Origin of the sequence: Microcoleus sp. AR_TQ3_B6 (genome assembly GCF_036702785.1) — a bacterium.
GTDB lineage: Bacteria > Cyanobacteriota > Cyanobacteriia > Cyanobacteriales > Microcoleaceae > Microcoleus.
Genome location: NZ_JAUBVJ010000013.1, coordinates 98,632 through 124,681, shown reverse-complemented (window position 1 = coordinate 124,681; position 26,050 = coordinate 98,632). Strand labels below are relative to the sequence as shown.

Sequence of the window (26,050 nt, the reverse complement as noted above, 5' to 3'; positions counted from 1 at the left end):
CTGGGGCAGTGGTGAATACTATTACCCTGCAACCGTTGAGTTTAGCAGATATCAATCAGTTGGTAGCAGATACGCTGCTTTGCGATTTATCCTATTCTAAACCTTTGACAGAATTGGTTTATCAAAAAACCAAAGGTAATCCCTTTTTCTCTACTCAATTCCTCAAGTCGCTTTATGAAGATAGTCAAATTATCTTTGACTCGGATGTAGGGCATTGGAAGTGCGATATTGCTCAAGCTCGACTTACTCACGCCTCGGATGTGGTGGAGTTTATGGCGGTGCAATTGCAAAAGTTGCCAAAAGAAACTCAGGAGGTTCTGAAACTTGCCGCCTGCATAGGGGCGCAGTTTGATTTAGATACCTTGGCAATAGTTAACGAAGAACTACCCGAACAAACCGCATCAGCACTTTGGAGAGCCTTACAAGAAGAACTCATTTTACCGATTACAGAAGGCTATAAATGTTTCATTCCAACAGATGATCGCTCCCATATTGAGTCTGTTGCTAATCCAACTTATCGCTTCCTGCACGATCGCGTCCAGCAAGCAGCTTATTCCCTAATACCCGAAAACCAAAAACAAGCCACTCATCTCAAAATCGGACAGTTACTTCTCCAAAATTACTCGGAACTAGAAAGAGAGGAAAAACTGTTCGATCTTGTGGGGCATTTAAATCAAGGAATTGAGTTAATCAATCAATTAAGCGAACGAGAAACCTTAGCCCAACTCAACTTAGCAGCGGGAGGTAAGGCAAGAAGTTCTACCGCCTACGCAGCCGCAATGGTCTATCTGCAAACAGGGATTGAGCTACTGAGGGCCAACTGCTGGCAAAGTCAGTATGAGTTGACCCTGAATCTCTATATTGCTGCTACCGAAGCTGCCTATTTGAATGCGGACCTTGAGGGTATGGAACAGATGGCAGCACAGGTATTGCAGAATGCTCAGACGATTTTAGACAAAATTAAAATTTACGAAATTTCAATTGCCGCCCAGACAACCCAGGGCAAGATGTTGGAGGCGATCGCAGTAACAAGAGATGCACTCTTGCAATTGGGAGTTGAACTACCCACAGCACCTGAGGAAGCCTTGATTGCTAAAGGGCTACAAGCCCTGAAGAGTCAACTAAGCGGTAGAAGGATTGAAGAACTCGTCGATCTGCCCGTGATGACAAATCCACAGACTCAGGCAGCTATGCAACTGTTAGGAATGTTTGCACCCATTTTTCAAGGAATGCCGAGTTTAACGCCCCTAGTTAGCTGCACGATGGTGAGTTTATCCCTCCAATTTGGGAATGCACCCGCATCAAGCGTGGGGTATGCAATTCATGGGATGGCATTGTGTGGTTTTTTGGGAGAGGTAGAAACAGGCTATGCCTTTGGGCAATTGGCACTCTCATTGCTGGATCGGTTCAATACGCCGGAATTCAAGTCTGTAATTGTGGTTCTGTTTGGGGGTTTTATTCAGCATCACCAAGAATCTCTAAGGGCAACAATACCGACGCTGAAAGATGGCTATACGGCTGGCATGGAAACTGGCGATTTTTTATACGCTGGCTATAGCATAAGCAATTACTTTTATGCTCATTTCTTCGGTGGGGTAGAACTAGACACTTGGGAAACCGAAATAATAAGTTACAGGGCTGCCTTGGCGCAGGTAAAGCAATATTCTCCCCAGGGTTTGTTGGATGTGACACGGCAGACGCTGCAAAACTTGAGGGACACCAGTATTCGGCCCGATTGTTTAATCGGAAGAGCCTATGATGAAACAGTGATGATTCCTAAGCATAATCAGAACAATGACCTCAGTAAGATCGCTATTGCCTACATCTACAAACTGTTGCTTGCCTACTGCTATGGAAATTACACGGCGGCCCTAGACTACATTGCCCAAGGCCAACAGTATTTAATCGCAGTATCGGGATTAGTTTTGGTTCCCATTTTCCATTTCTATGCCGCTCTGACGAAGTTGGCACTTTTCCCTACACAGCCAGAAACCGAGCAAGCCGATCTTCTCGCCTCTGTGGAAACCCATCAAGCGACTCTGCACCAATGGGCGCAAAATGCTCCCATGAATTATCTACATAAATGGTATTTAGTTGAGGCCGAAAAACATCGAGTTTTGGGCAATAAAGCCGAGGCTATTGAAATGTACGATCGCGCCGTTTCTGGAGCCAAAGAAAATAAATTCCTCAACGAAGAAGCACTAGCTAACGAACTAGCAGCAAAATTCTACTGGGAATGGGGTAAAGAAAAACTTGCTCAAACCTACATGATTGAGGCATATTATTGTTATGTTCAATGGGGAGCCACTGCTAAGGTAACGGATTTAGAAACACAATATCCGCAGTTATTGGCACCAATCCAACCGGGAATAAAAACAACTAAAAATAAGGCATCAGTGACGACCACGGGTTCTGGTTCTCACTTAGATATCACCACAGTAATGAAAGCAACGAGCGCGATTTCCGGTGAAATAATGCTAGATAAGCTCATGTCGAGCTTGATGAAAATTCTGATGGAAAGTGCCGGGGCGCAAAGAGGATATCTAATTTTATCAATTCAGGGAAAACTGTTAATTGAAGCTGAAGGGAAAATAGATGACAATCCCATTACCGTGTTGCAGTCAATCGAGGTTGAAAATTGCCAGGAACTTTCCTGTGCAATTGTCAATTATGTGGCCCGCACTCAAGAAAGCGTGGTACTAGATGATGCTGTGCGATCGGGAAAATTTACCAACGACCCCTACATCCAAAAGCATCATACTAAATCAATTTTATGCGTGCCGCTGATCAACCAATCTCAAATCGTCAGTATTGTTTATCTAGAAAACAATTTGACCGCCGGAGCTTTTACGCCAGAAAGAGTAGAACTATTAAAAGTGTTATCTGGACAGGCGGCAATCTCGATTCAAAATTCTAAGCTTTATACAGAAGTACGCGAGAATGAAAGAAAACTGGCTCAATTCTTAGAAGCGATACCAGTTGGTATAGGAATCGTGGATGCTTCCGGAAAACCTTATTATACAAATCGCGTGGGACAGGATTTACTTGGTAAAGGAGTCATAGCGGATGCTAGATCGGAGCAAATAGCAGAAGTTTATCAAAACTATAAAGCGGGTACGGATGAGGAATATCCCGCTGCTGATTTGCCAATTGTTCGGGCGTTGAACGGCGAAAGTACAACCGCTGACGATATAGAAATCCACCAGGGTGATAAGATTATCCCGATCGAGGGTTGGGGTACTCCCATCTATGATGAAAAGGGTCACATTGCTTATGCCATTGTAGCCTTTCAAGATATTACGGAGCGAAAAAAAGCCGAAACAGAGCGAATCAGATTTACCAATGAATTGTTCCAACTCAACAAAGCTTATGAGCGCTTCGTCCCCAATCAGTTCCTCCAGTTTTTAGAGAAATCAAGCATTATTGATGTGCAATTGGGCGATCAGGTGCAGTTGGAAATGTCGGTGTTGTTTTCCGACATTCGCGACTTCACCACGCTCTCGGAAAGCATGACGCCGGAGGAGAATTTCAGATTTATCAATTCCTATCTTTCTCGCATGGAACCCGTCATTAATGAAAATAACGGATTTATTGATAAATATATTGGCGATGCGATTATGGCGCTGTTTAGCGGCGAGGCGGATAATGCGGTGAAAGCCGGAATTGCTATGCTGCAGGGCCTGGTTGAATACAATCAAAATCGCGCTAATTTTGGCTGTGCGCCGATTCAGATTGGGATTGGCATCAATACTGGAACTTTGATGCTGGGAACGGTGGGCGGTCAAAATCGCATGGACGGGACGGTAATCAGCGATGCGGTGAATTTAGCTTCTCGGGTGGAAAGTTTGACAAAAAATTATGGGGTGTCGCTGTTAATCACCCAGGAAACTTACTCGCGCCTAAAAAATCCATCCGAGTACGCAATCCGCACCCTCGATACGGTAAAAGTCAAGGGAAAATCAGAATTAGTAACAGTTTATGAGGTGTTTGATGCTGATGGGCCAGAAATCAAAGCGGGCAAGTTAGCTACGCTGGAATTGTTTGCAGAAGCTAGGGCAATTTACTGGGAAGGGAATGTAGCGGAAGCAGCGCGGCTGTTTTCCGAGTGTTGGCGTCACAATCAGGGCGATCGGGCTGCTAAAATTTATTGGGAACGCTGTCAGTCTGGATTAGCGACTCCCACAAAACTCCAAGACAGGCCACACAATTTAGATTAATTGCAACAGTCCCAAACTCGATCGCTACATTGTTGCAGGGGGAGATCGTTTTCATTTTTCTGACAAGCGAATTTCAAAGGTGGTACAAGCCCCCCGGATTTATCCGTGGAATCAATCCCAAATCGATTTTCGAAAATCCTCAAGAAAGAGCATTTATCCGTGGGGTCAATCTAAAATCTAAAATCTAAAATCTAAAATCGATTGACCGTGTACAGGGGAATCGCCCACCGCTATATTGCTGAGCACAATTGTCTGCGGCTGTTGTTGAGTCAGGGAATTGACGGATTTCACGAGTGGTATGGGGGCGACGGTTGGCTGCAGTCTCGGTTGGAGGGAGTGTCGCTGCTAGCGCTTTCTTTGGGGCAAACGGCTAGTTTGTTGCGGCTGCGGGAGTTTTTGGCGGGTAAGCAGTAAGCCTCAGAGTGATGTGAAGGGCGATCGCACTTATTTTCTCTCAAAGTCTCATTCTTCACCTTTACCGATTTTGCCTGTTTAGGTGTAGTGCATCGCCTTAAGTTTTACCTCATCTTTACTCCCTAACTCTTTCAATTTTCTTAACTAACTCGAAGCTAAATTTGCCCAAACTATTGACCTAACTTTGGCAACATATATATTAATAATTCGTAAATAGCAACGTCGGTAGGAATACAAATATAGACAAAAATAATTATATCTGAAGATAGACGAATCCTAAGTTAAACACAGCTAGGCTATGTAAGTAACAAAAAAGAAAATACTTAAAAATTGCTTATAATAAATTGATTGATATAAGGAATTTTTAAGTAGAGCTTAAGATAAAAAAAGGAAATTTATGGTACTGAGTATTATTGTTCACGGTGGAGCAAAAACCATCACCGAAGACAAGGTTGCAGCCAACAATGCAGGCTGTACCGCAGCAGCAGAAGCTGGTTGGGCAGTGCTCGCAAGGGGGGGTTCCGCAGCAGAAGCTGTTGAGGCAGCTATCCGGGTTCTGGAAGCTGACCAGACATTTAACGCAGGCTTTGGATCGGTTCTCAACAACCAGGGAGAGGTAGAGCTAGACGCAGCGATGATGGAAGGCGGTTCCTTAGCTTGGGGAGCCCTCGCAAATGTTCAAGGCGTGCGCCATCCCATCTCAGTGGCGCGAAAGATTATGGATAAAAAACCCATGTTTTTAGTAGCCGATCACGCAGAACATTTTGCTGCAGAAAGTGGAGCCGAGATGTGTACAAAAGAAGACTTAATCGCGGATGAGCAACAGGAAGAGTGGGAGGAGGAAAAAGAAGTTATTGACCGCCCCAATACCGTTGGTTGTGTAGCTTTGGACAGCAGCGGCACCTTAGTTGCCGGTACCTCAACAGGCGGCACTATGAATAAGCCCGCCGGTCGCGTCGGCGACAGCGCCATTATCGGCTCAGGCTTGTTTGCTGACAGTCAATACGGCGGTTGCTCGACCACAGGCGATGGTGAGTCGATTATGCCAGTAGTTTTGGCTAAGGTTGCGATCGACTTTCTAGCCTCCGGCAAGCACCCAAACGATGCAGCGAAGATGGCAATTGAGACTCTGGCATCTAAGGTGGCAGGAGAAGCTGGGTGCATCCTCATAGACCCTCAAGGGCGGGTTGGCTGGGCGCATAACTCAACGGACATGGCTTGTGCTTATAGAACCGAAGAAATGGACAAGGTGGCTGTGTTCACTAAGAAAAAACAACTCGTCCATCATTGAAATTATTGAGGTTGCATTCTCTTTAGTTGGAGAGAGTTAAAATTCCGCTACTAATATCTTGTTTCCTAGGTATTAAGTAGCTGGACATCAATAAACATTTTTTCAATTTGTAGGGCGGGCCTTGCCCACCCTACTTTTAATTATGTCCAGCTACTTAGTGGCCGGGAAAACAGTTCAATTCAAACTCGACTTGGATTTTTCTATGAACTCCACATACGACTTTCCTTACTTTCAGGGTAATTCTCTTTCGGATTTATTTGCTCCAGACATCACAGATGCACGTTATGGGTTCATCCTAAATTACCCTGCAACTGCCAGTTGGGCTGCTTACCCCAACAGGGAAAAATACTTTATTCAAGACGGCAGCAGTGAAGCCACCAAAACTTCTTTCGACAAGATTGGCCAGAAGGAACCTTGGAAAAATCTGGCTGTGTTAGGCGATGCCATCCCAGGGATTGTGATTAATCAGCCGCCGCACTCGCTGATTGACTATTGGCGGGAGCATTTTGGCTTCAGCTACAGCAGTATGGAGATGATAGACTGCTCAACTTATCTCGAAGATCTCAGCCGAAGCGATCGCTTTGACAAACTCCTGACTCTATTTCCCTTCGACAATCTCAAACCCGAAAAACACGCCGTCCATCCCGACATCCACTACCACTTGCTGAGCAAAGCAACGCTAGCAGAATTAGGGGTGCAATGTCCGAAATACCAAACCTACAATCTGCACGAAGTCAATCTCGAAAGCATTCAGTTACCAGAGCAATTCCCCTACTTGATTAAAACATCCCACGGGCTTTCTGGAGAAGGCACTTATATTATCAAAAGCGCCAGCGATCTGAATTACTGCTTGCAGGAAGTGAGGAAATATCTCGAGATTAAGTTGCTGGATACGATTATTGTCTCGGAATTCGTCAAGAATGAAGTGCAGAACTTTTGCGTGCAGTTCTATGTCAGCAAAACGGGAAATATCACGCTCATCGGCACTACTAGCCAACTTGTCACCCCTGAGGGCAGCTATTTAGGGGGACTGATTCACTACCGCGAAACCGACATGAGTAGGTTTTTTGAGATGATTGCCGCTATTGGTAAATATGCTCATCAACAGGGTTATTTCGGCGTTATTGGCTTCGACGTGCTGGAAGACTCAGAGGGACAGTTGTATGCCATCGATGCCAATTTCCGAGTTAATGGTTCGACTCCGCTTTGCGTGCAGCGCCATACCTTACTGGGGCTGGGAAAGGAGGTGGCTCAATATTCCAGTAGCTGGCGAATGGATGGGACTTTGGAATCGATTCTTGTTACGCTGAAATCAGAACTCGATCGCAAGGACTTGATAATCCTGTCGGCTTTAGAGAAGGTTAAATACGGGAAAATCTACACGGAAATTTACGGGATAATTGCCGGTGAGGATATGAAGGATATGCAGCACATCGAGGAGAATTTGCACAGTAAGGGATTGCAGCAATTTGGTTGATATCTACTCTACCGATTGCAGCGTTTGGGGTGGTGGTGGCGATCGAATTTATTAAATTTTTAAGTGCTTTGGAACAGAGATAGACGTTGATGTGCGATCGAACCTTTTGCAGCATTTTCAGCCCAGAGAGCCATTTTTAAGTTTGCTTGGGGGAGGGATAATGGTTGTGCAGTCATTTTTTTCCTATGGGAAAGCTATAATAGTGCCTCTTAAAGATGATTGTGACTATAAAAGCTAAGTCTTGTCAATTTGAAGAAAGTCCAAAGTATTGGGAAGCCAAAAACCATGTCACTCACATAAACCCAAGTAACTTATACTGAAGCTCAGACCAATCTCGATGAACTGTGCGAACAAGTCATAAGCGATCGCGATGCCATCATCACCCGCTCTGACGGCAAAAATGTAGCCTTAATTGCCACTGACGAATTGGCAAGCTTAATAGAGACAGTATATCTGCTGCGATCGCGTGTTGATTACTTATGAAGCATTTGGTCTTATTTCTTATCTAGTAATCAGCTTACCTTGATTTCTGGCTGCCGTAATTACATTGAGGTTAGCAGTAAAAACTTTGATACCAGGAACAGTCACATAATCACCATCATCAGTAATTACTTGAACTACCCCTGCTTTATCCATTGCTTCGAGAATTAGCAGATCGTAGCCATCTAAAAGTTGAGTTTGAAATCTAGTTAAAGATTCCTTAGTCGTAGTTTCATCAATAGTTACATCAGTCGGTCCAGCCATAGATGTTACCTGACCCCAAGCGGTTATAACTTCAGCTACTACGTTAGCTCTCTCTGTTGGCTCGTTATGGCGATAGTCTTTTGGTGTTATTGTAGTCGAAAAAATTTTTCGTTCCGCTTGTTCAATAGTATGTGCTAACTCTGCCAAAGAAAGCCCACAATATAAAAGCCTTTCTTGATCAGGAATAATTTTTCCTAAATAAGCAGGATAATCCTTTATTTGATAGCTCTTCGCCGAGGTACTGGCTTGAGTGTAAGTCAGCCAGTACCAGACATTAGTATCTACCAGAAAAATGTCATCTTTTTGAGGTGTGTCAAACTGGATATTAACTACCTCAGCCTTGACTGCATATTGGACTGCCATTATACATTTCCCACCTGTTGGCTGACAATTTCATTAATTGCATTGCGGGTTGCATCATCTGCTGCGTAGTAGCGTTTTGAGTTCTTAATCACCTGTTTGAGTATTTGATTGCCTACACTATTAAGATGAGAAAATTTCAGCAGACGGTTTAAAGTGTCTGGGGAGATATCCCTAAGTAGCTGTCCAATGGCAAAATTGAAGAACGGAGATGCAAAAATCTCTACACCAGCAAAGTCAAGCTCCACAGCGTGCTCTGCCCGTAGTTCGGGGTATGTCAACTCATACACCTTCATACCGTCATCGGGTGTCATGCAAGTTTTCCCAATCAAAGTGCCAATCTTGTAAGATTTCATATTTCAGAAGTTCCCTCAGAAAAGTGGGGCGTCGCCGTCGGTGTCAGAAGCCAGCACATAAATGGCTTCATCACATTGGAGAGTAATGTTAACCAGTGTCCCTCCGAAAAAGGTTGGGCGATTTTGGTAAGTTTCCTCATCTTTGTTAATCAGGACATACCCATTGTGACTGAAAAACTCCAACTTTCCTCCATTCATCTTTACAAATCTTTTCAGATAGTCAGGTCCAACGCCCCCAGTTACATTACCGCGTCTGGTGGTATTTCCGGCTTCAAATGCCCATTTTAGGGCTTTGTGTGCTGGTAAATCAGGGAGATTTTGGAATAGGCGGACATTTTTGGGAATCCCAACACCGAAGTCAACCACAGTGAGTTTAAGTTCCTTTTTTTTAGGGTAGTGCTGTCCACAGCTAAAGACTCCGATTTCTGTTTGCCCATGCTCAAAGGCGTTAGCGTATATCTCCCAAACGGTTCCTACGATGACGTTTTGCAATTTTTGACTTATATCAACCCAGTCTCGTCCTAGCCATTTTTCTGCTAGGTAGTCAACCAAGCCATCTTTATCTTGTTTTTTATCTTCTCGATAAGGGATAGAATTACCCTGCCAAGATTCTTTATTCTCACAAAAAGCATACATGAATCCGTTTTGTTCAAGATTGATTTTTATGTTATTATGAATACTATCCCAATTAATGTTTAATTTTATCGAGCGGGATTGAATGATACGAATCAATCCTCCCAGAAAAGCTACGGCATTTTGTCTGAGAAAAAAACATTTAGAAAAGTCAATAATTACTTCTGAGCAATCCTCATTTAGTTGCTCCAAAAGCTGAAACAGATTGTCAAAATCGTTCAGAGCATCATTGATTGTAGGGATGTTAAGAGTCACGCTCATAATTATTCTATGGAAGGCTTGATCCAGAAAGAAATTTAGTAAAATATCAATCAGCCGATCGCACTGTCAACCTCTGCGGTTCAATTCCCCCTACCTACCTAGCCCGCACCACCAACACCGAACAAGGAGCTTCAGCGACAACCTCCGCACTCACCGAACCCTCCAAAATCCGCTTTAAACCAGTCAAACCGCGACAGCCGATCGCAATTAAATCGGCTTTATAAATATTAGCCAAACGCAAAATTTCCTCTGCTGGCTGTCCGGAAACAATTTCTAACTCGCTCTGGCAAGGCAACTTTTCCTGATAAGATTGCAGTAACTTCTCCACTTCTCGGTAAGCAATCTCATCTCCCTGAGGGTGAGGTCGATCGACAACCGCGTCAAAATCCGACGTACCATAACTGACAACATGAACTAGAATCACCTTTGCCGTCGGTTCTAGCTGAAATTGTCCTACAACTTGCAATACCTGATTCGCTAACTCTGAATTGTCGATCGCTACCAAAACTGTATTTAATACCATGCACGTTTAAATCTCAGATACTAGACTTTAAATTTCTCGTTGATTGTCGCCTACTTTCAACAATTTCGCGCTTTCCACCAACATCATCATTACCTAGGTAGAAACCCGGTTTCCTAACATAATTGCATCATTTCAGCAAGATACTTGAAGAAACCGGGTTTGTGAAGCCCGGAGTGCGTCAGTATGTACGTGGAAATAAACTCGGCCGCTTGTCACAGAATGTAAAGCTAGGATAATCGCCAGCGAATTGCTTCGTTTTACTGCGTTTCACTGGCTTTTGACTAATTATGTATTTTGTCGCTCATCTACTTAAATATCGATCGCCAATCTCAAATCTACCATCTAAAACTCACTCTTTCCCTCATTTTCAGTCCGCAGTCGCACCGAATCAGCATGAGAAGGAAGCCCTTCAGCTTCGGCTAACACATTTATCGCCCTACCCACCTTTTTAAGTGCAGCAGGCGAATATTGAATCAAACTCGAATGCTTCATAAAAGTCTCGACACCCAGGGGCGACGCATAGCGAGCAGCCCCAGAAGTCGGCAAAGTGTGATTCGGGCCAGCCAAATAATCGCCCACAGCTTCCGGCGTCGAGCAGCCCAAGAAAATCGCCCCAGCGTGGCGAATTTGGTCGAGCAAAGCCCAGGGATCTGCAACTTGCAATTCCAAGTGTTCCGGGGCAAACTCGTTAGAGAGTTCCGCCGCCGCTTTGAGCGAATCAACTACTACAACTAAACCATAGTTGGCGATCGCCTTTTCTGTTAAAGTTCGGCGCGGGTGATTTGCCAACTGTCTGTCTACCTCGGCCACCACTTTCCTCGCCAGCACCGAATCCGCCGTCAGCAAAATTGCCGACGCCATCGAATCATGTTCAGCTTGAGCCAACATATCCGCAGCTACGTGTACAGGATTCGCCGAACCGTCTGCTACGATCAGTACCTCGGACGGGCCAGCCAGAGAATCGATCCCCACAGTCCCGTAAACCAGTTTTTTAGCCAGGGTGACGTAAATATTCCCCGGCCCAGTAATTAAATCCACCTTCGGAATAGTTTCCGTACCGTAGGCCAAAGCTGCGATCGCCTGCGCCCCGCCTACCCGATAAATCTCATCAACTCCCGCTTCCTGAGCCGCTACGAGCACTGCAGGATTCATTTTCTTCTCCTGTCCGGGGGGAGTACACATCACCAGTCTCGGAACCTTGGCGACCTTGGCTGGCACCGCATTCATGATCACCGAGCTTGGATAGGACGCCTGACCGCCAGGAATGTAAATTCCCGCTCGATCGACCGGGGTGTAGCGTTTGCCCAAAACAATCTCGTCATCACCAAACTGCACCCAAGACTTCGGGACGCGCTGTCGGTGAAACGCCTCTACCTGTTTGCAAGCTGTGCGGATTGCATTTAATAATTCTTTCGACACCTGCTGGTAAGCAGCATCCAATTCGGCGCCGCTGACCCGTAATTCTTCCACATTTAGGGTCATGCGGTCAAATTCAGCAGTGTAGTGCAGCACAGCCTGATCGCCTCTGCGCCTTACAGCTTGCAGCACCTCCCGGACGGTGGCTTCTTTGTGAACGACAAGTTCGTCATGGGTGCGATCGCAGATTCGTCGCAGTTCAGCTTGTGCCTCAACCCACTGAGTAATGATTCGCAGCATGGAGATTAGGAATGCCGTCTATAATTCACTAACATTTGCTTGACAATTGGGGATTTTTGTGGCTGTCTCCTGCTGAAGTAGGCCACCACCAGTCCACAAGCTTAAACCGCGAGACTCGCGGCATTTTCAAAGGCTTCAGTGCAGCGTTTAAATCTCTGTCGAGGATTTTGCAACACCGAGGACAAGTCACAACCTTTCTGAGGAATTGTGCGCCAGAGAGCCGGGTGCTGCGGGAGAGGGTTCGATATCAGACGGGGAGAGTGTCCGAGCCCGAGTGTGTGTGAGGGGGAGAGTGTGCAAGCGGGAGAATGTTGATTCTGCCTTCTACCTTCTACCTTCTACTCCGGCTACCTTCTACCTTCTACCTTCTGCCTTCTGCCTTCTACCTGCGGTAAGTGCTTCTTGCCGAAGCCCCAATAACCCGTACTCTTTGTTATAGCTTAACTTGGATTTTTCAGGGAATCACATTCTTTGCAGAATAGATGCTATATTAGTTTTTCCAACACCCGATCATTTTTTTATAAAAAAACGCCAAATTATTGTATACTGGAAAATTGGGCGCCAGAAACCGTGACTTTAACTGGTGACGGTGGAAACCACGCAAAAGGCCTCCGTAACATCCGTGTCATACCTTTGGGTATCGTCAGGGGCAAAAAATGGGCCGTTAAATAAGTCAATAAAAAATTATTGCGCGGGCGATCGCCAAAAAATAGCCACAGACTCAGATTGAACTGAGCGAGTGGAGGGTGGCTGTCTGACTCAGCCTTTTAAAATCAAGCTTTTTGCGGATCGCTCCCGAAAAGGTTGTCCTTCCAAATCCCCGTGTCTTGAGACTGTCTTGAGACTAGGGTGTATCAATGAATACCTACTTCCAGCAACTGAACTATGGCAAATATTAAGTCCGCCGTCAAACGAGTCAAAATCGCCGAACGTAACCGCTTGTACAACAAATCTTACAAGTCAGCGGTCAAAACTTTGATGAAGAAGTATTTTGCGGCGGTTGACAAATACGCTGCCGCTCCGAGCCCTGAATTAATGCAAGAAGTCCAACAGCGAATGTCTGAAGCCTACAGCAAAATCGACAAAGCTGTCAAAAAAGGTGTACTCCACCGCAACAACGGCGCTCGCAAAAAGTCCCGTTTGGCAAGAACTCTCAAGCCACACGAAGTATCATCGGTAGCATCTTAAGACAGTAAGACAGCAGGAAGAAAGGCAACGGATTGTGTACGGGATAGGACGGATTTAAGGGATAAATGTTGAAGGAAGAAGTCAAGCGTGAAGTTTGGAACCGGATTGTGTACGGGATTTAGCGGAGGGATACTCAGGGAAAAAGGAAGAAGAAAGATTTTTCCCACTCGCACCCTCCCCCCTCTCCCACAATCCCACTTCCTCGCAGTCTCCCAGTCTCCTAATCTCGCTTTTTCGATCCCTCATACCTGACCCACAGGGATTCTCCCGTATCACCTCTAATCTGCTTCCCCCATGCAGCTCATCGACACTCACGTTCATATCAACTTTGAGACCTACAAATCTGAGTTAGAAGCCATTCGAGAACGCTGGCGCGAAGCTGGTGTAGTTCGGCTGGTTCATTCTTGTGTAGAGCCAGAAGAGTTTGCTGGCATTCAAGCAATCGCCAATCAGTTCGCAGAAGTCTCCTTTGCGGTGGGACTCCACCCCTTAGATGCCGACAAGTGGAAAGATGAGACTGCGAGCCAGATTAGGGAACTAGCGAATTCGGACTCTAGGGTAGTGGCGATCGGCGAAACCGGACTGGACTTTTATAAAGCTGACGATCGAGAACACCAGTTTAAAGTGTTTGAGGCACAGCTTGAAATCGCCCAGCAACTTGACAAACCAGTCATTATCCACTGTCGGGACGCCGCTGCCCCAATGGCCCAAATGCTGAGAAACTTTTGGCAAACACGCGGGCCAGTGCGCGGGGTCATGCACTGCTGGGGAGGCACGCCCGAAGAAACCCAGTGGTTTTTAGACCTAGGTTTCTACATCAGTTTTAGCGGAACAGTCACCTTTAAAAAAGCCTTGCAAATACAAGAATCAGCTTGTATGGTAAATAGCGATCGCATCCTAGTCGAGACAGATTGCCCTTTTCTCGCCCCCGTACCCCAGCGGGGAAAACGCAACGAACCAGCCTACGTCTACTACGTAGCCGAGCAAGTTGCTAAATTGAGAGGAGTTTCTCTCTTAACTTTGTCCCAGCAGACAACCGAAAATGCCTGTCAGCTATTCGGCTTTTCAGTTTAGCTTATTCAAAACAGAGAAACGAGGAAAACAGGTCGATTTAGCGGCAAGGGAGAGGGACAATCACATTTATATCCTGCCCGAAAAACCGGATTCATCCTTTATTTGAGATTCTTTTGGCGTTGCCTGCTGCGATCGGATTTGCGTCCTATAATAAAAAGAACCGACCGATCGGGCGTTGGCTTAGTATCCGCGACGGCGATGTCGCCCGCTTGAGGCCAACACAACGCGAGTACGCTAACCTTCGGAATCGCCAAAAACTTCACGCAATACCTCAAACTTACACATCAGAAGAAACTTGGAACCTCAGCAATTTGGCAATAGCTGTCAAGTCAATTTTAGGAGTCAAAAGTGTAGGGAATTTCCCCTGGCCCACCACGAGATCGGAGCGAAAAGCATCTCGATCGAAACCAAAATCCACACAAAAATACTGCGAGCAACCCGCAAAACTAACCGTTGTAGCAGTTGGTAGGCGATCGAAAACATCATATAAATTCTCTCACACAATCAATCAAAAAAACGCAACAAGGTAAAAAAGCCAAGCCTTGGCGCCATGTAAAAAGCTAGAGCCACTGCGGAAAAAGGATACCCATGACCACTAAAGATTACACAGAATTCGCCTTCACCTTGCCCGACCTGATCGAAATCCAGCGGGCAAGTTTCCGCTGGTTCCTAGAAGCCGGACTGATCGAAGAACTCGACAGCTTCTCCCCGATTACAGACTACACGGGCAAGCTGGAACTCCACTTCATGGGCAAAGACTTCAAACTCAAGCGCCCAAAATACGACGTGGACGAAGCCAAGCGCAGGGACAGCACCTACTCGGTGCAAATGTACGTACCCACCCGCCTGATTAACAAAGAAACAGGGGAAATTAAAGAACAAGAAGTCTTCATCGGCGATTTGCCCTTGATGACCGAACGCGGCACTTTCATTATCAACGGCGCCGAACGGGTGATCGTCAACCAAATCGTGCGATCGCCAGGCGTCTACTACAAATCGGAAACCGACAAAAACGGTCGCCGTTCCTACAACGCCTCGCTCATCCCCAACCGCGGCGCTTGGTTGAAATTTGAAACAGACAAAAACGATTTAGTCTGGGTCAGAATAGACAAAACCCGCAAACTATCAGCCCAGGTGCTGCTCAAAGCATTGGGACTCACAGACGGCGAAATCTACGACTCCCTGCGGCACCCAGAATACTTCCAAAAAACGATCGAAAAAGAAGGACAATTCGGCGAAGAAGAAGCATTGATGGAGCTCTACCGCAAACTCCGTCCAGGCGAACCCCCCACCGTAGCCGGGGGCGAACAGCTCCTGCACTCCCGCTTCTTCGACCCCAAACGCTACGACTTAGGCAGAGTCGGCCGCTACAAACTCAACAAAAAACTGCGCTTGACAGTCCCCGACACCATGCGAGTGCTGACATCGCAAGACATCTTGACAGCGATCGACTACCTAATAAACCTCGAATTCGACATCGGGTCCACCGACGACATCGACCACCTAGGCAACCGTCGCGTCCGCAGCGTCGGAGAACTGCTGCAAAACCAAGTGCGCGTCGGCCTCAACCGCTTAGAACGGATCATCCGCGAAAGAATGACCGTATCCGACGCCGACTCCCTCAGCCCCGCATCTCTAGTCAACCCCAAACCCCTAGTAGCAGCAATCAAGGAATTCTTCGGTTCCTCCCAGCTATCCCAGTTCATGGATCAAACCAACCCCCTAGCAGAACTGACGCACAAGCGCCGGCTTTCCGCCCTAGGCCCAGGAGGTCTGACTCGCGAACGCGCCGGGTTTGCAGTGCGAGACATTCACCCGTCCCACTACGGCCGGATTTGCCCGATCGAAACACCAGAAGGTCCCAACGCAGGTCTAATCGGTTCCTTAGCAACCCACGCCCGCGTCAACCCCTACGGCTTCATCGAAACCCCTTTTTATCCAGTAGAAAAAGGACAAGTGCTGCGCGACAAAGCCCCCGTATACATGACAGCCGATGAAGAAGACGACTTGCGCGTCGCCCCCGGAGACATCAGCCTCGACGAAAACAACAACCTCTTAGGCGAAACCGTAGCCGTCCGCTACCGCCAAGAATTTACCACCACCACACCCATGCAGGTGGACTACATGGCGATTTCCCCCGTGCAAATCGTCTCCGTAGCCACATCCCTGATTCCATTCCTCGAACACGACGACGCCAACCGAGCTCTAATGGGTTCAAATATGCAGCGGCAAGCAGTGCCGCTACTGAAACCAGAACGGCCCCTAGTCGGCACCGGCTTAGAAGCTCAGGCCGCGCGAGATTCCGGGATGGTCGTAGTTTCCCGGATTAACGGCGAAGTGATATACATCGACGCCACCCGGATAATTGTCAAACCCCTGGCCAGCGATGCCGAATCCAACTCCAGCGAAGAACATTTCCTGATTCGGGAATACGACGAACTCAAAGTCAAACAGCCCTCGGTTTGGAAGCAAAAATACGCAGGCTGCATCGAACACGAACTGCAAAAATATCAACGCTCAAACCAAGATACTTGTTTAAACCAGCGTCCGCTGATTTATGAAGGCGATCGCGTCGTAGCAGGTCAAGTGCTCGCCGACGGTTCCTCCACCGAAGGAGCAGAACTCGCCCTGGGTCACAACATCCTCGTAGCTTATATGCCCTGGGAAGGCTACAACTACGAAGACGCCATGCTCATCAGCGAGCGTTTAGTGTACGAAGATATCTACACATCCATCCACATTGAAAAATACGAAATCGAAGCCCGCCAAACCAAACTCGGGCCCGAAGAAATCACCCGCGAAATACCAAACGTCGGCGAAGACGCCCTGCGCCAGCTAGACGAACAGGGCATCATCCGCAAAGGAGCCTGGGTAGAAGCCAGCGACATCCTAGTCGGCAAAGTCACCCCCAAAGGCGAATCCGACCAACCGCCCGAAGAAAAACTGCTCAGAGCAATCTTCGGCGAAAAAGCCCGCGACGTGCGCGACAATTCCCTCCGCGTCCCTAACGGCGAAAAAGGCCGCGTCGTAGACGTGCGGGTGTTTACCCGCGAACAGGGCGACGAACTGCCCCCCGGCGCCAACATGGTCGTCCGCGTCTACGTAGCTCAAAAGCGCAAAATTCAAGTAGGCGACAAAATGGCCGGTCGCCACGGCAATAAAGGCATCGTCTCCCGGATTCTGCCGATGGAGGATATGCCCTACTTACCCGACGGAACACCCGTAGACATAGTGCTCAATCCCTTAGGCGTACCGTCGCGGATGAACGTAGGTCAGATTTTTGAGTGCTTGCTCGGATGGGCCGGCGAAAATCTGTCCATGCGGTTCAAGATGGTGCCTTTTGATGAAATGCACGGCGCTGAAAAGTCCCGGGAAACCGTACACGGCAAGCTGCAGGAAGCCAGGGAAAAAACCGGCAAGCCTTGGGTGTTTAACGAAAAGCACCCCGGCAAAACCATTGTCTACGATGGCAGAACCGGGGAACCGTTCGATCGCCCGATCACAGTCGGCATCGCCTATATGCTGAAGCTGGTGCACTTAGTAGACGATAAGATCCACGCCCGCAGCACAGGCCCTTACTCCCTAGTAACGCAGCAGCCTTTGGGCGGCAAAGCGCAGCAGGGGGGTCAGCGGTTCGGAGAAATGGAAGTCTGGGCTCTGGAAGCGTTCGGCGCAGCTTACACCTTGCAAGAGTTGCTGACTGTCAAGTCAGACGATATGCAGGGGCGGAATGAAGCGCTGAATGCCATTGTTAAAGGCAAAGCCATTCCGCGCCCCGGTACGCCGGAATCTTTCAAGGTGCTGATGCGGGAGTTGCAGTCTTTGTGCTTGGATATTGCCGTGCACAAGGTGAATACGTCCGACGAGGGCAGCGAGCACGTTGAGGTGGATTTGATGGCGGATGCTGGGGGCAAGCGATCGCCCTCCCGGCCTACTTACGAATCGCTTTCTCGTGACGAACTCGACGAGGATTAGGCATTAAAGATTAAAGATTAAAGATTTTTTGACAGCATTCAATTCTTTAATCTTTAATCGACAATCTCAAATTAAAATGCCTCAGCAGTGGTACGAACACTGTTGAGGCGAATCAACGCTCTAAACAGGAGAGACGCTGAACATGAATATTGTAACAGTTGTCCCAGGAATTCAAGGAGAAGTTGACCGGGCGACTGGCTGTATTAATTGGCAAGGGAGCAAGTTTGGCAACGGTTACGCGCGCAAGTGGGTCGATGGCAAAACAGTATTAGTCCACCGTTTAGTCCTCGAATCGAAAATAGCAGGGTTCCTCGGTTCCGGTTATTTTGGTTGCCATACCTGCGACAATCGAAGCTGCATCAACCCGGCACATCTGGTAGTAGGTACTGCTGCTGAGAATACCGGGCAGATGATTGGGCGCGATCGCAAAACTCCCAGACGCAAAAGTATTCCCGGTATTGGCCAACTCTCGATCGAACAACTGCGGGAAATTCAGACTAAATATTTATCTGGAACCATCAAGAACCACCTAGCAAAAGAGTATGGAGTACAACATGAAACTATTACTAAGATACTTCAGACAAATATTCCCGATAACTTCACTACAGTTTTACCCTATTTTTTAGGAGAAATTCAAGACAGCGGCTGCATCATTTTCCAAGGTTCAAAAGACGGTCCAGGTTATGGCAGGTACTTGAAAAATGGAAAATCAAAATCAGTGACTCGTGCTGTTTTAGCAGAGAAATTAGGATACGAACTTCCGGCTTCGATGGATGCTTGTCATACCTGCGATAATCCCAGTTGCATCAATCCAGAACACCTTTGGGCTGGTACTCGCACTCAAAATTTGTTAGATGCTTCTAAGAAAGGACGCACTCAAGGAAAAAGTCATCCTCTTTCCAATGCCAAATTAGATTGGGAAAAGGTGCGAGAAATTCGACAAAAGCTAGCAGCAGGAGAGAGGATGAAGGATGTAGCACAGGAATACAGTGTCGGCCGCAAAACCATACACGATATTAAATATCACGTCACTTGGAAGGAAGCAGCTCAACAGGTTCCACTTCCTCGCATGGGTGGACATCTCGATCGCAAATTTACTTTTGCTCAAGCTCTTGAAATCAGAGAACGAATTCAAGCCGGAGAATCCATTGCTAAAATTGCTCAGGAATTGGGGGTATCCAGAAATGTCATTTCTGATATCAAAAGGAATGTCACATATAGAGGAGAATAAAATTGATTTAAGCCGCAAAACAAGCCCACCCAAAAAATAAATTACCACAAATAATCGACTGTAAATCATCAATTGGAGTCAAAATGGCTAAGGTAGAACAACGCTTTGATTACGTCAAGATAGGATTAGCCTCACCAGAAAGAATTCGACAGTGGGGAGAGAGAACTTTACCCAACGGTCAGATAACCGGCGAGGTGACAAAACCAGAAACAATAAATTACCGGACATTAAAACCTGAAATGGATGGCTTGTTTTGCGAGCGCATTTTTGGGCCTGCAAAAGATTGGGAATGTCATTGTGGGAAGTACAAACGAGTTCGCCATAGAGGCATTGTTTGCGAAAGATGCGGTGTTGAAGTCACTGAATCTCGCGTCCGCCGCCATCGCATGGGATTTATTAAATTAGCAGCTCCAGTAGCTCACGTTTGGTATCTAAAAGGTATCCCGAGTTACATGGCAATTCTGTTAGATATGCCGCTGCGAGATGTAGAACAAATCGTCTATTTTAATGCCTACGTTGTCCTCAATGCAGGTAATGCAGAGAAGCTGCAATACAAGCAATTGCTCACAGAAGATGCTTGGCTGGAAATAGAAGACGAACTTTACAGCGAAGATTCCACACTCACAGGTGTAGAAGTAGGGATTGGTGCTGAAGCTTTGCAAGTTTTGCTGCAAAACATTCCGCTAGAAACTGAAGCGGAAAAGCTGCGGGAAGATATTGCTAATGCTAAAGGTCAAAAACGGGCGAAGTTGATTAAACGCTTGCGAGTGATTGACAACTTCATCGCTACGGGTTCTCATCCCGATTGGATGGTGCTCAATGTGATTCCGGTGATTCCCCCGGACTTGCGGCCGATGGTGCAGTTAGACGGCGGGCGTTTTGCAACCAGTGACCTCAACGACCTCTATCGGAGAGTCATCAACCGCAATAACCGCTTGGCGAGACTGCAAGAAATTCTGGCGCCGGAGATTATCATCCGCAACGAAAAGCGGATGCTACAAGAAGCTGTGGATGCGCTGATTGACAACGGTCGCCGGGGCCGGACTGTGGTGGGCGCAAACAACCGCCCGCTGAAGTCGCTGTCCGACATCATTGAAGGGAAACAAGGCCGCTTCCGGCAAAACTTGCTGGGGAAACGGGTTGATTACTCCGGGCGTTCGGTGATTGTGGTGGGACCGAAACTGAAAATTCATCAGTGCGGTTTGCCGAGAGAAATGGCGATCGAACTTTTCCAGCCTTTCGTCATCCACCGCCTGATCCGCCAAGGATTGGTCAACAACATCAAAGCTGCCAAAAAACTGATCCAGCGCAACGATCCCAGTGTTTGGGACGTGCTTCAGGAGGTGATTGAAGGACACCCGGTGATGCTGAACCGGGCGCCGACGCTGCACCGTTTGGGGATTCAAGCCTTTGAGCCGATTTTGGTGGACGGGAGGGCCATTCAGCTTCACCCGCTAGTCTGTCCGGCTTTTAACGCTGACTTTGACGGCGACCAAATGGCCGTCCACGTGCCTTTGTCTCTGGAATCTCAGGCGGAAGCGCGCTTGCTGATGCTGGCTTCTAACAACATTATGTCGCCGGCAACGGGAAGACCGATCGTTACTCCTTCTCAAGATATGGTGCTCGGTTGCTATTACTTGACAGCCGAAAATCCTGACGCTCAAAAAGGATCCGGTCACTATTTCTCCAACCTCACCGACGCGGTTGTAGCTTACGAACAAGGAGTCGTTGACTTGCACTCTTATGTGTGGGTGAGGTTTCAAGGCCCCATAGAAAACGCAGAACCCGAGGGAGAACCGCTGAAGGTGGAACGCTCTACCGACGGTATAGTGACGAAAGAATACAAGTTCCGTCGGGTTCGGGAAGACGCAGAGGGCAAGTTGATCAATCAATTTATTCGCACTACTCCGGGCAGGATTATCTATCACCAAACGATAGAATCGGTAATTAACAATTAGAAATTAATTGGGGAGGGTAAGGGGTAAGAGTTAATGGGTAAGAGGTAACAGGTAATGGGTAATAACTGACAAATAATCGCTAATAAATAATAGCGGTCGAAGCCGGAAAAATTACTAATTACCAATTTTACCAATTAAGTAGGTAGGGGAAAATAAACATTACAGGAGAGCGGGTGAGTGCATTTATCTTCTCGCTTAGAACTCGTCCTTATACGCTAAATCAGCCCCTACAAGATAGTTGTTGTTTTTTTGTGCAGCTCTACTTATTATCAATTACCAATTATCAATTACCAATTACCAATCCCAAATTACCAATTACCAATTACCAATCGAAAATTACCAATTACCACTACTCAGAAAAATGACAGAAAAGAAGGAAATTGTTTTTCGCAATCGAGTTGTTGACAAAGGTCAGCTCAAAAAATTAATCTCTTGGTCTTTCATGCACTACGGAACGGCGCGTACAGCCCAAATGGCAGATAAACTCAAAGATTTGGGTTTCCGCTTTGCGACACGAGCGGGAGTTTCGATTAGCGTAGACGACCTACAAGTGCCCCCGTCAAAAAGATCGCTCCTAGATGCAGCCGAAGAAGAAATCCGCATCACAGAACAAAAATACACCAGAGGCGAAATCACCGAAGTCGAACGCTTCCAAAAAGTAATCGACACCTGGAACAGCACATCAGAAGACCTCAAAGACGAAGTAGTCAAAAACTTCCGAGCCACAGACCCCCTAAACTCCGTCTACATGATGGCCTTCTCCGGCGCGCGCGGGAACATATCTCAAGTGCGGCAGCTAGTCGGAATGCGCGGATTGATGGCAGACCCCCAAGGAGAAATCATCGACTTGCCAATCAAAACCAACTTCCGCGAAGGACTCACCGTCACCGAATACATTATTTCCTCCTACGGAGCGCGCAAAGGCTTAGTAGATACAGCATTGCGAACCGCAGACTCAGGCTATCTCACACGTCGCTTAGTAGACGTATCCCAAGATGTCATCGTCCGGGAAGTAGACTGCAGCACCCAGCGGGGAATTCGAGTGCGGCCCATGACAGACGGAGCAACAGTGCTCATACCCCTCAAAGACAGACTCCTAGGGCGCGTTTTCGCCCAAGATGTCGTCCACCCCAAAACCGGGGAAATCATAGCTTACGGCAGCGAAAAAGCAGTCCGAAATCAAGCAATAACCGAAGAGTTAGCAGCAGAAATAGGTAAAGCAGGAGTCACAGAAGTATATTTACGATCGCCCCTGACCTGTGAATCAACCCGCTCAGTTTGTCAGCACTGCTACGGCTGGAGCCTCGCCCACCTAAAAATGGTAGACATGGGAGAAGCCATCGGCATAATAGCAGCTCAGTCGATCGGCGAACCAGGAACCCAGCTCACCATGCGCACCTTCCACACCGGAGGCGTATTCACCGGAGAAGTCGCCAAACAAGAACGCGCACCCTTCCCCGGCACAGTCAAATTTAAAAACCTGCGAACCCGCGCCTTCCGCACCAGACACGGCGAAGAAGCACTGGTCGCCGAAAACAACGGCAAACTCATATTTGAAGGCGACGGCTTTGAAGAAGGTAAATCCGGCGCCAAAAATCAAAAACTCAAAATCGAACTAGCCATCGTCCAGGGTTCAACCTTAATGGTCAAAGACGGACAGCGCGCCATACCAGGTCAAGTTCTAGCAGAAGTGCCCATCGTCGGTCGCGCCGCCCGCAAAACAACAGAAAAAGTCACCACAGACGTAGCCTCCGACCTAGCCGGAGAAGCCAAATTTGCAGACCTAGTACCAGAAGAAAAAACAGACCGCCAAGGGAACACAACCCGCACAGCCAGCAAAGGCGGGCTGATTTGGATACTCTCAGGAGAAGTCTACAACCTGCCCCCCGGCGCCGAACCAGCAGTCAAAAACGGCTCTCGCATTCCCGCCGAAAGCGTCATAGCCGAAACCAAACTCATCTCCGAACACGGCGGCGTAGTCCGCATCGCAGACCCCAGAGAAATCGAAATCATCACCGCCCAAGTCCTGCTCGACCAAGCAGTCGTGCGAGCCGAAAGCGCAGGCGGCCGCGACCACTACACAATCGAAACAGCCTCAAAACAGCGGTTTTCCCTCAAAACCGCACCCGGGAGCAAAGTCATCAACGGAGAAGTCGTCGCCGAACTGCTCGACGACAGCTACCGCACAGCAACAGGCGGCATAGTCAAATACGGCGGCGTAGAAGTCCACAAACGCGGCAAAGCCAAACTAGGCTACGAAGTAGTCAAAGGCGGCACCCTGCTCTGGATACCAGAAGAGTGCCACGAAGTGAACAAAGATATATCTCTGCTGCTAGTCGAAGACGGTCAGTACGTAGAAGCCGGTACAGAAGTCGTCAAAGATATTTTCTGCCAAACCAGCGGCGCCGTAGAAATCACTCAAAAAAACGACATCCTCCGGGAAATAGTCATCAAACCAGGCACGCTCCATGTAGTAGACCGCCCGCCGCTAACATTCGGAGAAGGTCAAATAGTCAACGCCGGTCAAGAAATTTTCCCAGGCTTAATTGCCGAAGAATTGGGCTATGCCGAGTATATCGAAACACCCGAAGGCCCAGCATTGCTGCTGCGACCAGTCGTAGAATTTGCCGTACCCGACAAGCCCCCAGTACCTTCTCAGACCGCGCTCAACGAATCAATCTCTTTAAAAGCAGTACAGCGACTGCCTTATAAAGATGGGGAGCGAGTCAAATCAGTCGAAGGATTAGAACTGCTGCGGACTCAGCTTATTTTAGAAATAGGTACCGGAGCTCCGCAACTGGCCGCAGATATCGAGCTGCTGCCCGATGAGGACGATGCAATAGCTTTTGGGGCAGACGGTTCCGGACCCGCTTGGGGTTCGCCAGAAGACCTTACAGCCTCGCAAGAGTCCGGCATAACAGTAGCCGATGGGAGCGATCGAGCTTCCAAGACATTCCGCTTGCAGCTAGTGATATTAGAATCCCTAGTGATTCGGCGGGACGTATCTGCTGACCCCACACAGGGCAGCACCCACACCCGGCTCTTAGTCGAAGACGGACAGAGAATCGCGCCCGGAGCAGTAGTCGCCCGCACCGAGATTCTGTGCAAAGAAGCCGGCATCGTTCGGGGCATCCGCGAGGGAATTAACGAACCCGTGCGCCGACTGTTGGTGATGAGAGATGCCGATTCTATAGAAATCTCAGTCGCCGGCACACCGGACGTAAGTCCGGGTCAACTCCTAGTGGCTGGTACCGAAATTGCTCCCGGGGTTATTCTCGAAGAGTCCGGCCAAGTTGTGAAGGTGATACCCGCATCAGAAACAGAATCAGCGAAACTCTTGCTCAGGGTAGCTCGTCCTTACCGGGTTTCCGCCGGTGCAGTGCTGCACGTAGACGACGGCGACTTAGTGCAGCGGGGCGACAACTTAGTGATTCTGGTATTTGAGCGAGCAAAGACTGGGGATATCATTCAGGGTTTGCCACGGATTGAGGAACTGCTCGAAGGGCGCAAGCCGAAGGAAGCCTGTATTTTAGCCAAGCGGCCGGGGACAGCTCGAGTAGTTACCGATGACGATGTGGTGGAACTGGCGGTGATAGAGGATGATGGCCGGATAGAGGAGTATCCTTTGTTACCCGGTCAAAACCCGATCGTGTCCGACGGACAGCGTGTGGGCGTCGCCGAACCTTTAACCGACGGGCCTGCTAACCCTCACGAAATTCTAGAGGTGTTCTTCCAGGTGCTCAAAGAGCGGAAGCCTACTTTTGAGGCGGCTTTGGAGAGTTTCCAACAGGTGCAGACATTTTTGGTGAATGAGGTGCAGTCGGTGTATCAGTCTCAAGGTGTGGATATTTCTGATAAACACATCGAGGTAATCGTCCGCCAGATGACTAACAAGGTAAGGATGGAAGATGGCGGCGATACTACAATGCTCCCGGGCGAGTTGGTGGAATTGCGGCAGGTTGAGCAGGTGAATGAGGCGATGTCAATTACTGGTGGAGCGCCGGCAGATTATACTCCGGTGTTGCTGGGGATTACTAAGGCTTCGCTGAATACTGATAGCTTTATTTCCGCTGCTTCCTTCCAGGAGACTACGCGGGTGTTGACTGAGGCTGCGATCGAAGGTAAGTCTGACTGGCTGCGGGGGCTGAAGGAAAATGTGATTATCGGCCGCCTGATTCCTGCGGGTACTGGGTTCAATGCCTATGAGGATGCTGGGGTTCAGGATGCTGCTTTTGACGGTACTGTGTTTGATGACGACATCAACGATTTGCAGGAAAATGTGGTACTTGATGACCGTACGGCGCGCCGCGCTTATACGCTCGACACTGGTTTTGAGATGGGGCGCGGGTCTGACCTTGAGGCTGATGAGGATTTTGAGGAAGTTGAGGTTGATGAGGACGATTTTGTCGCTGAGACAGAGGATGATGCCTTGGGGGCCGATCCTGACGATGATGATGATATCGGTTTTGATTTCGATGAGGACGAAGACTAATAAGAGTTTTGAGATTGCATAAATGAGCGAACAGCGTTGCGAGCTTTGAGGATAGGTTGGTTCCTCGCCGCAACGCACACTTCGCTCTCATGATTTGAAAAATCTCAAATTTTTCCTAACTAATTAAAAGTCAGAACTCATAGCATTGTGCGATCGGGACATCCAAAGGAAGAAGGAAGAGTCAGAATTAAAGAAAACTT

15 protein-coding genes and 2 pseudogenes are annotated in these 26,050 nt (G+C 47.9%); 12 read left to right on the top strand and 5 right to left on the bottom strand.

Annotated elements, in window-relative coordinates; translation table 11 throughout:
• The 5 genes and pseudogenes from QUB56_RS09500 to QUB56_RS09480 all read left to right on the top strand — a co-directional run.
• The coding region (locus tag QUB56_RS09500) for an adenylate/guanylate cyclase domain-containing protein (RefSeq protein ID WP_332954900.1) at positions 1-4,217 on the top strand (4,217 nt) is incomplete at its 5' end.
• 234 nt (positions 4,218-4,451) lie between these two features.
• Positions 4,452-4,631, top strand: a pseudogene (locus QUB56_RS09495) (hypothetical protein); the annotation flags it as partial.
• A gap of 397 nt (positions 4,632-5,028) precedes the next feature.
• The gene (locus tag QUB56_RS09490) at positions 5,029-5,922 is read left to right on the top strand and encodes an isoaspartyl peptidase/L-asparaginase family protein (protein WP_332954899.1); all 894 of its coding nucleotides are present in this window, start codon (positions 5,029-5,031) and stop codon (positions 5,920-5,922) included.
• Positions 5,923-6,064: 142 nt separating this feature from the next.
• Complete coding sequence (locus QUB56_RS09485; RefSeq protein WP_332954898.1) at positions 6,065-7,399, top strand: carbamoylphosphate synthase large subunit; 1,335 nt, start codon at positions 6,065-6,067, stop codon at positions 7,397-7,399.
• A 315-nt stretch (positions 7,400-7,714) separates the two neighbouring features.
• Positions 7,715-7,882: pseudogene (locus QUB56_RS09480) on the top strand (type II toxin-antitoxin system Phd/YefM family antitoxin); the annotation flags it as partial.
• Positions 7,883-7,900: 18 nt separating this feature from the next.
• Here QUB56_RS09480 and QUB56_RS09475 read toward each other — a convergent pair.
• From QUB56_RS09475 to hisD, 5 genes are all read right to left on the bottom strand, one after another.
• On the bottom strand, positions 7,901-8,506 hold the full coding sequence (locus QUB56_RS09475; protein WP_332954897.1) for a hypothetical protein: 606 nt from the start codon (positions 8,504-8,506) through the stop codon (positions 7,901-7,903).
• The gene (locus QUB56_RS09470) at positions 8,506-8,859 is read right to left on the bottom strand and encodes an STAS-like domain-containing protein (protein ID WP_332954896.1); all 354 of its coding nucleotides are present in this window, start codon (positions 8,857-8,859) and stop codon (positions 8,506-8,508) included. Before QUB56_RS09470 ends, QUB56_RS09475 begins: the two co-directional genes overlap by 1 nt.
• 15 nt (positions 8,860-8,874) lie before the next feature.
• On the bottom strand, positions 8,875-9,753 hold the full coding sequence (locus QUB56_RS09465; protein WP_332954895.1) for a hypothetical protein: 879 nt from the start codon (positions 9,751-9,753) through the stop codon (positions 8,875-8,877).
• Between the two features lie 94 nt (positions 9,754-9,847).
• Entirely contained in the window at positions 9,848-10,276 is a 429-nt protein-coding gene (locus tag QUB56_RS09460; protein WP_332954894.1) for a universal stress protein, read from the bottom strand.
• 342 nt (positions 10,277-10,618) lie between these two features.
• A complete protein-coding gene (gene hisD / locus QUB56_RS09455; protein ID WP_332954893.1) occupies positions 10,619-11,932 on the bottom strand; it encodes a histidinol dehydrogenase in 1,314 nt (437 codons plus the stop codon).
• Between the two features lie 885 nt (positions 11,933-12,817).
• On the opposite strand from hisD, the gene rpsT reads away from it, so the two are divergent.
• The 7 genes from rpsT (at position 12,818) to QUB56_RS09420 (ending at position 25,850) form a co-directional block, all read left to right on the top strand.
• The gene (gene rpsT / locus QUB56_RS09450) at positions 12,818-13,120 is read left to right on the top strand and encodes a 30S ribosomal protein S20 (RefSeq protein ID WP_332954892.1); all 303 of its coding nucleotides are present in this window, start codon (positions 12,818-12,820) and stop codon (positions 13,118-13,120) included.
• Positions 13,121-13,414: 294 nt separating this feature from the next.
• A complete protein-coding gene (locus tag QUB56_RS09445) occupies positions 13,415-14,194 on the top strand; it encodes a TatD family hydrolase (RefSeq protein ID WP_332954891.1) in 780 nt (259 codons plus the stop codon).
• Between the two features lie 113 nt (positions 14,195-14,307).
• Positions 14,308-14,724, top strand: a complete 417-nt coding sequence (locus tag QUB56_RS09440) for a hypothetical protein (protein WP_332954890.1) — start codon at positions 14,308-14,310, stop codon at positions 14,722-14,724.
• 58 nt (positions 14,725-14,782) lie between these two features.
• The gene (gene rpoB / locus QUB56_RS09435; RefSeq protein ID WP_332954889.1) at positions 14,783-18,169 is read left to right on the top strand and encodes a DNA-directed RNA polymerase subunit beta; all 3,387 of its coding nucleotides are present in this window, start codon (positions 14,783-14,785) and stop codon (positions 18,167-18,169) included.
• Between the two features lie 142 nt (positions 18,170-18,311).
• On the top strand, positions 18,312-19,400 hold the full coding sequence (locus QUB56_RS09430) for an HNH endonuclease (protein WP_332954888.1): 1,089 nt from the start codon (positions 18,312-18,314) through the stop codon (positions 19,398-19,400).
• An 83-nt stretch (positions 19,401-19,483) separates the two neighbouring features.
• On the top strand, positions 19,484-21,358 hold the full coding sequence (locus QUB56_RS09425; RefSeq protein WP_332954887.1) for a DNA-directed RNA polymerase subunit gamma: 1,875 nt from the start codon (positions 19,484-19,486) through the stop codon (positions 21,356-21,358).
• A gap of 361 nt (positions 21,359-21,719) precedes the next feature.
• Positions 21,720-25,850, top strand: coding sequence for a DNA-directed RNA polymerase subunit beta'' (locus QUB56_RS09420; RefSeq protein ID WP_332954886.1), 4,131 nt, complete (start codon positions 21,720-21,722; stop codon positions 25,848-25,850).
• The last annotated feature ends 200 nt before the right edge of the window (positions 25,851-26,050 follow it).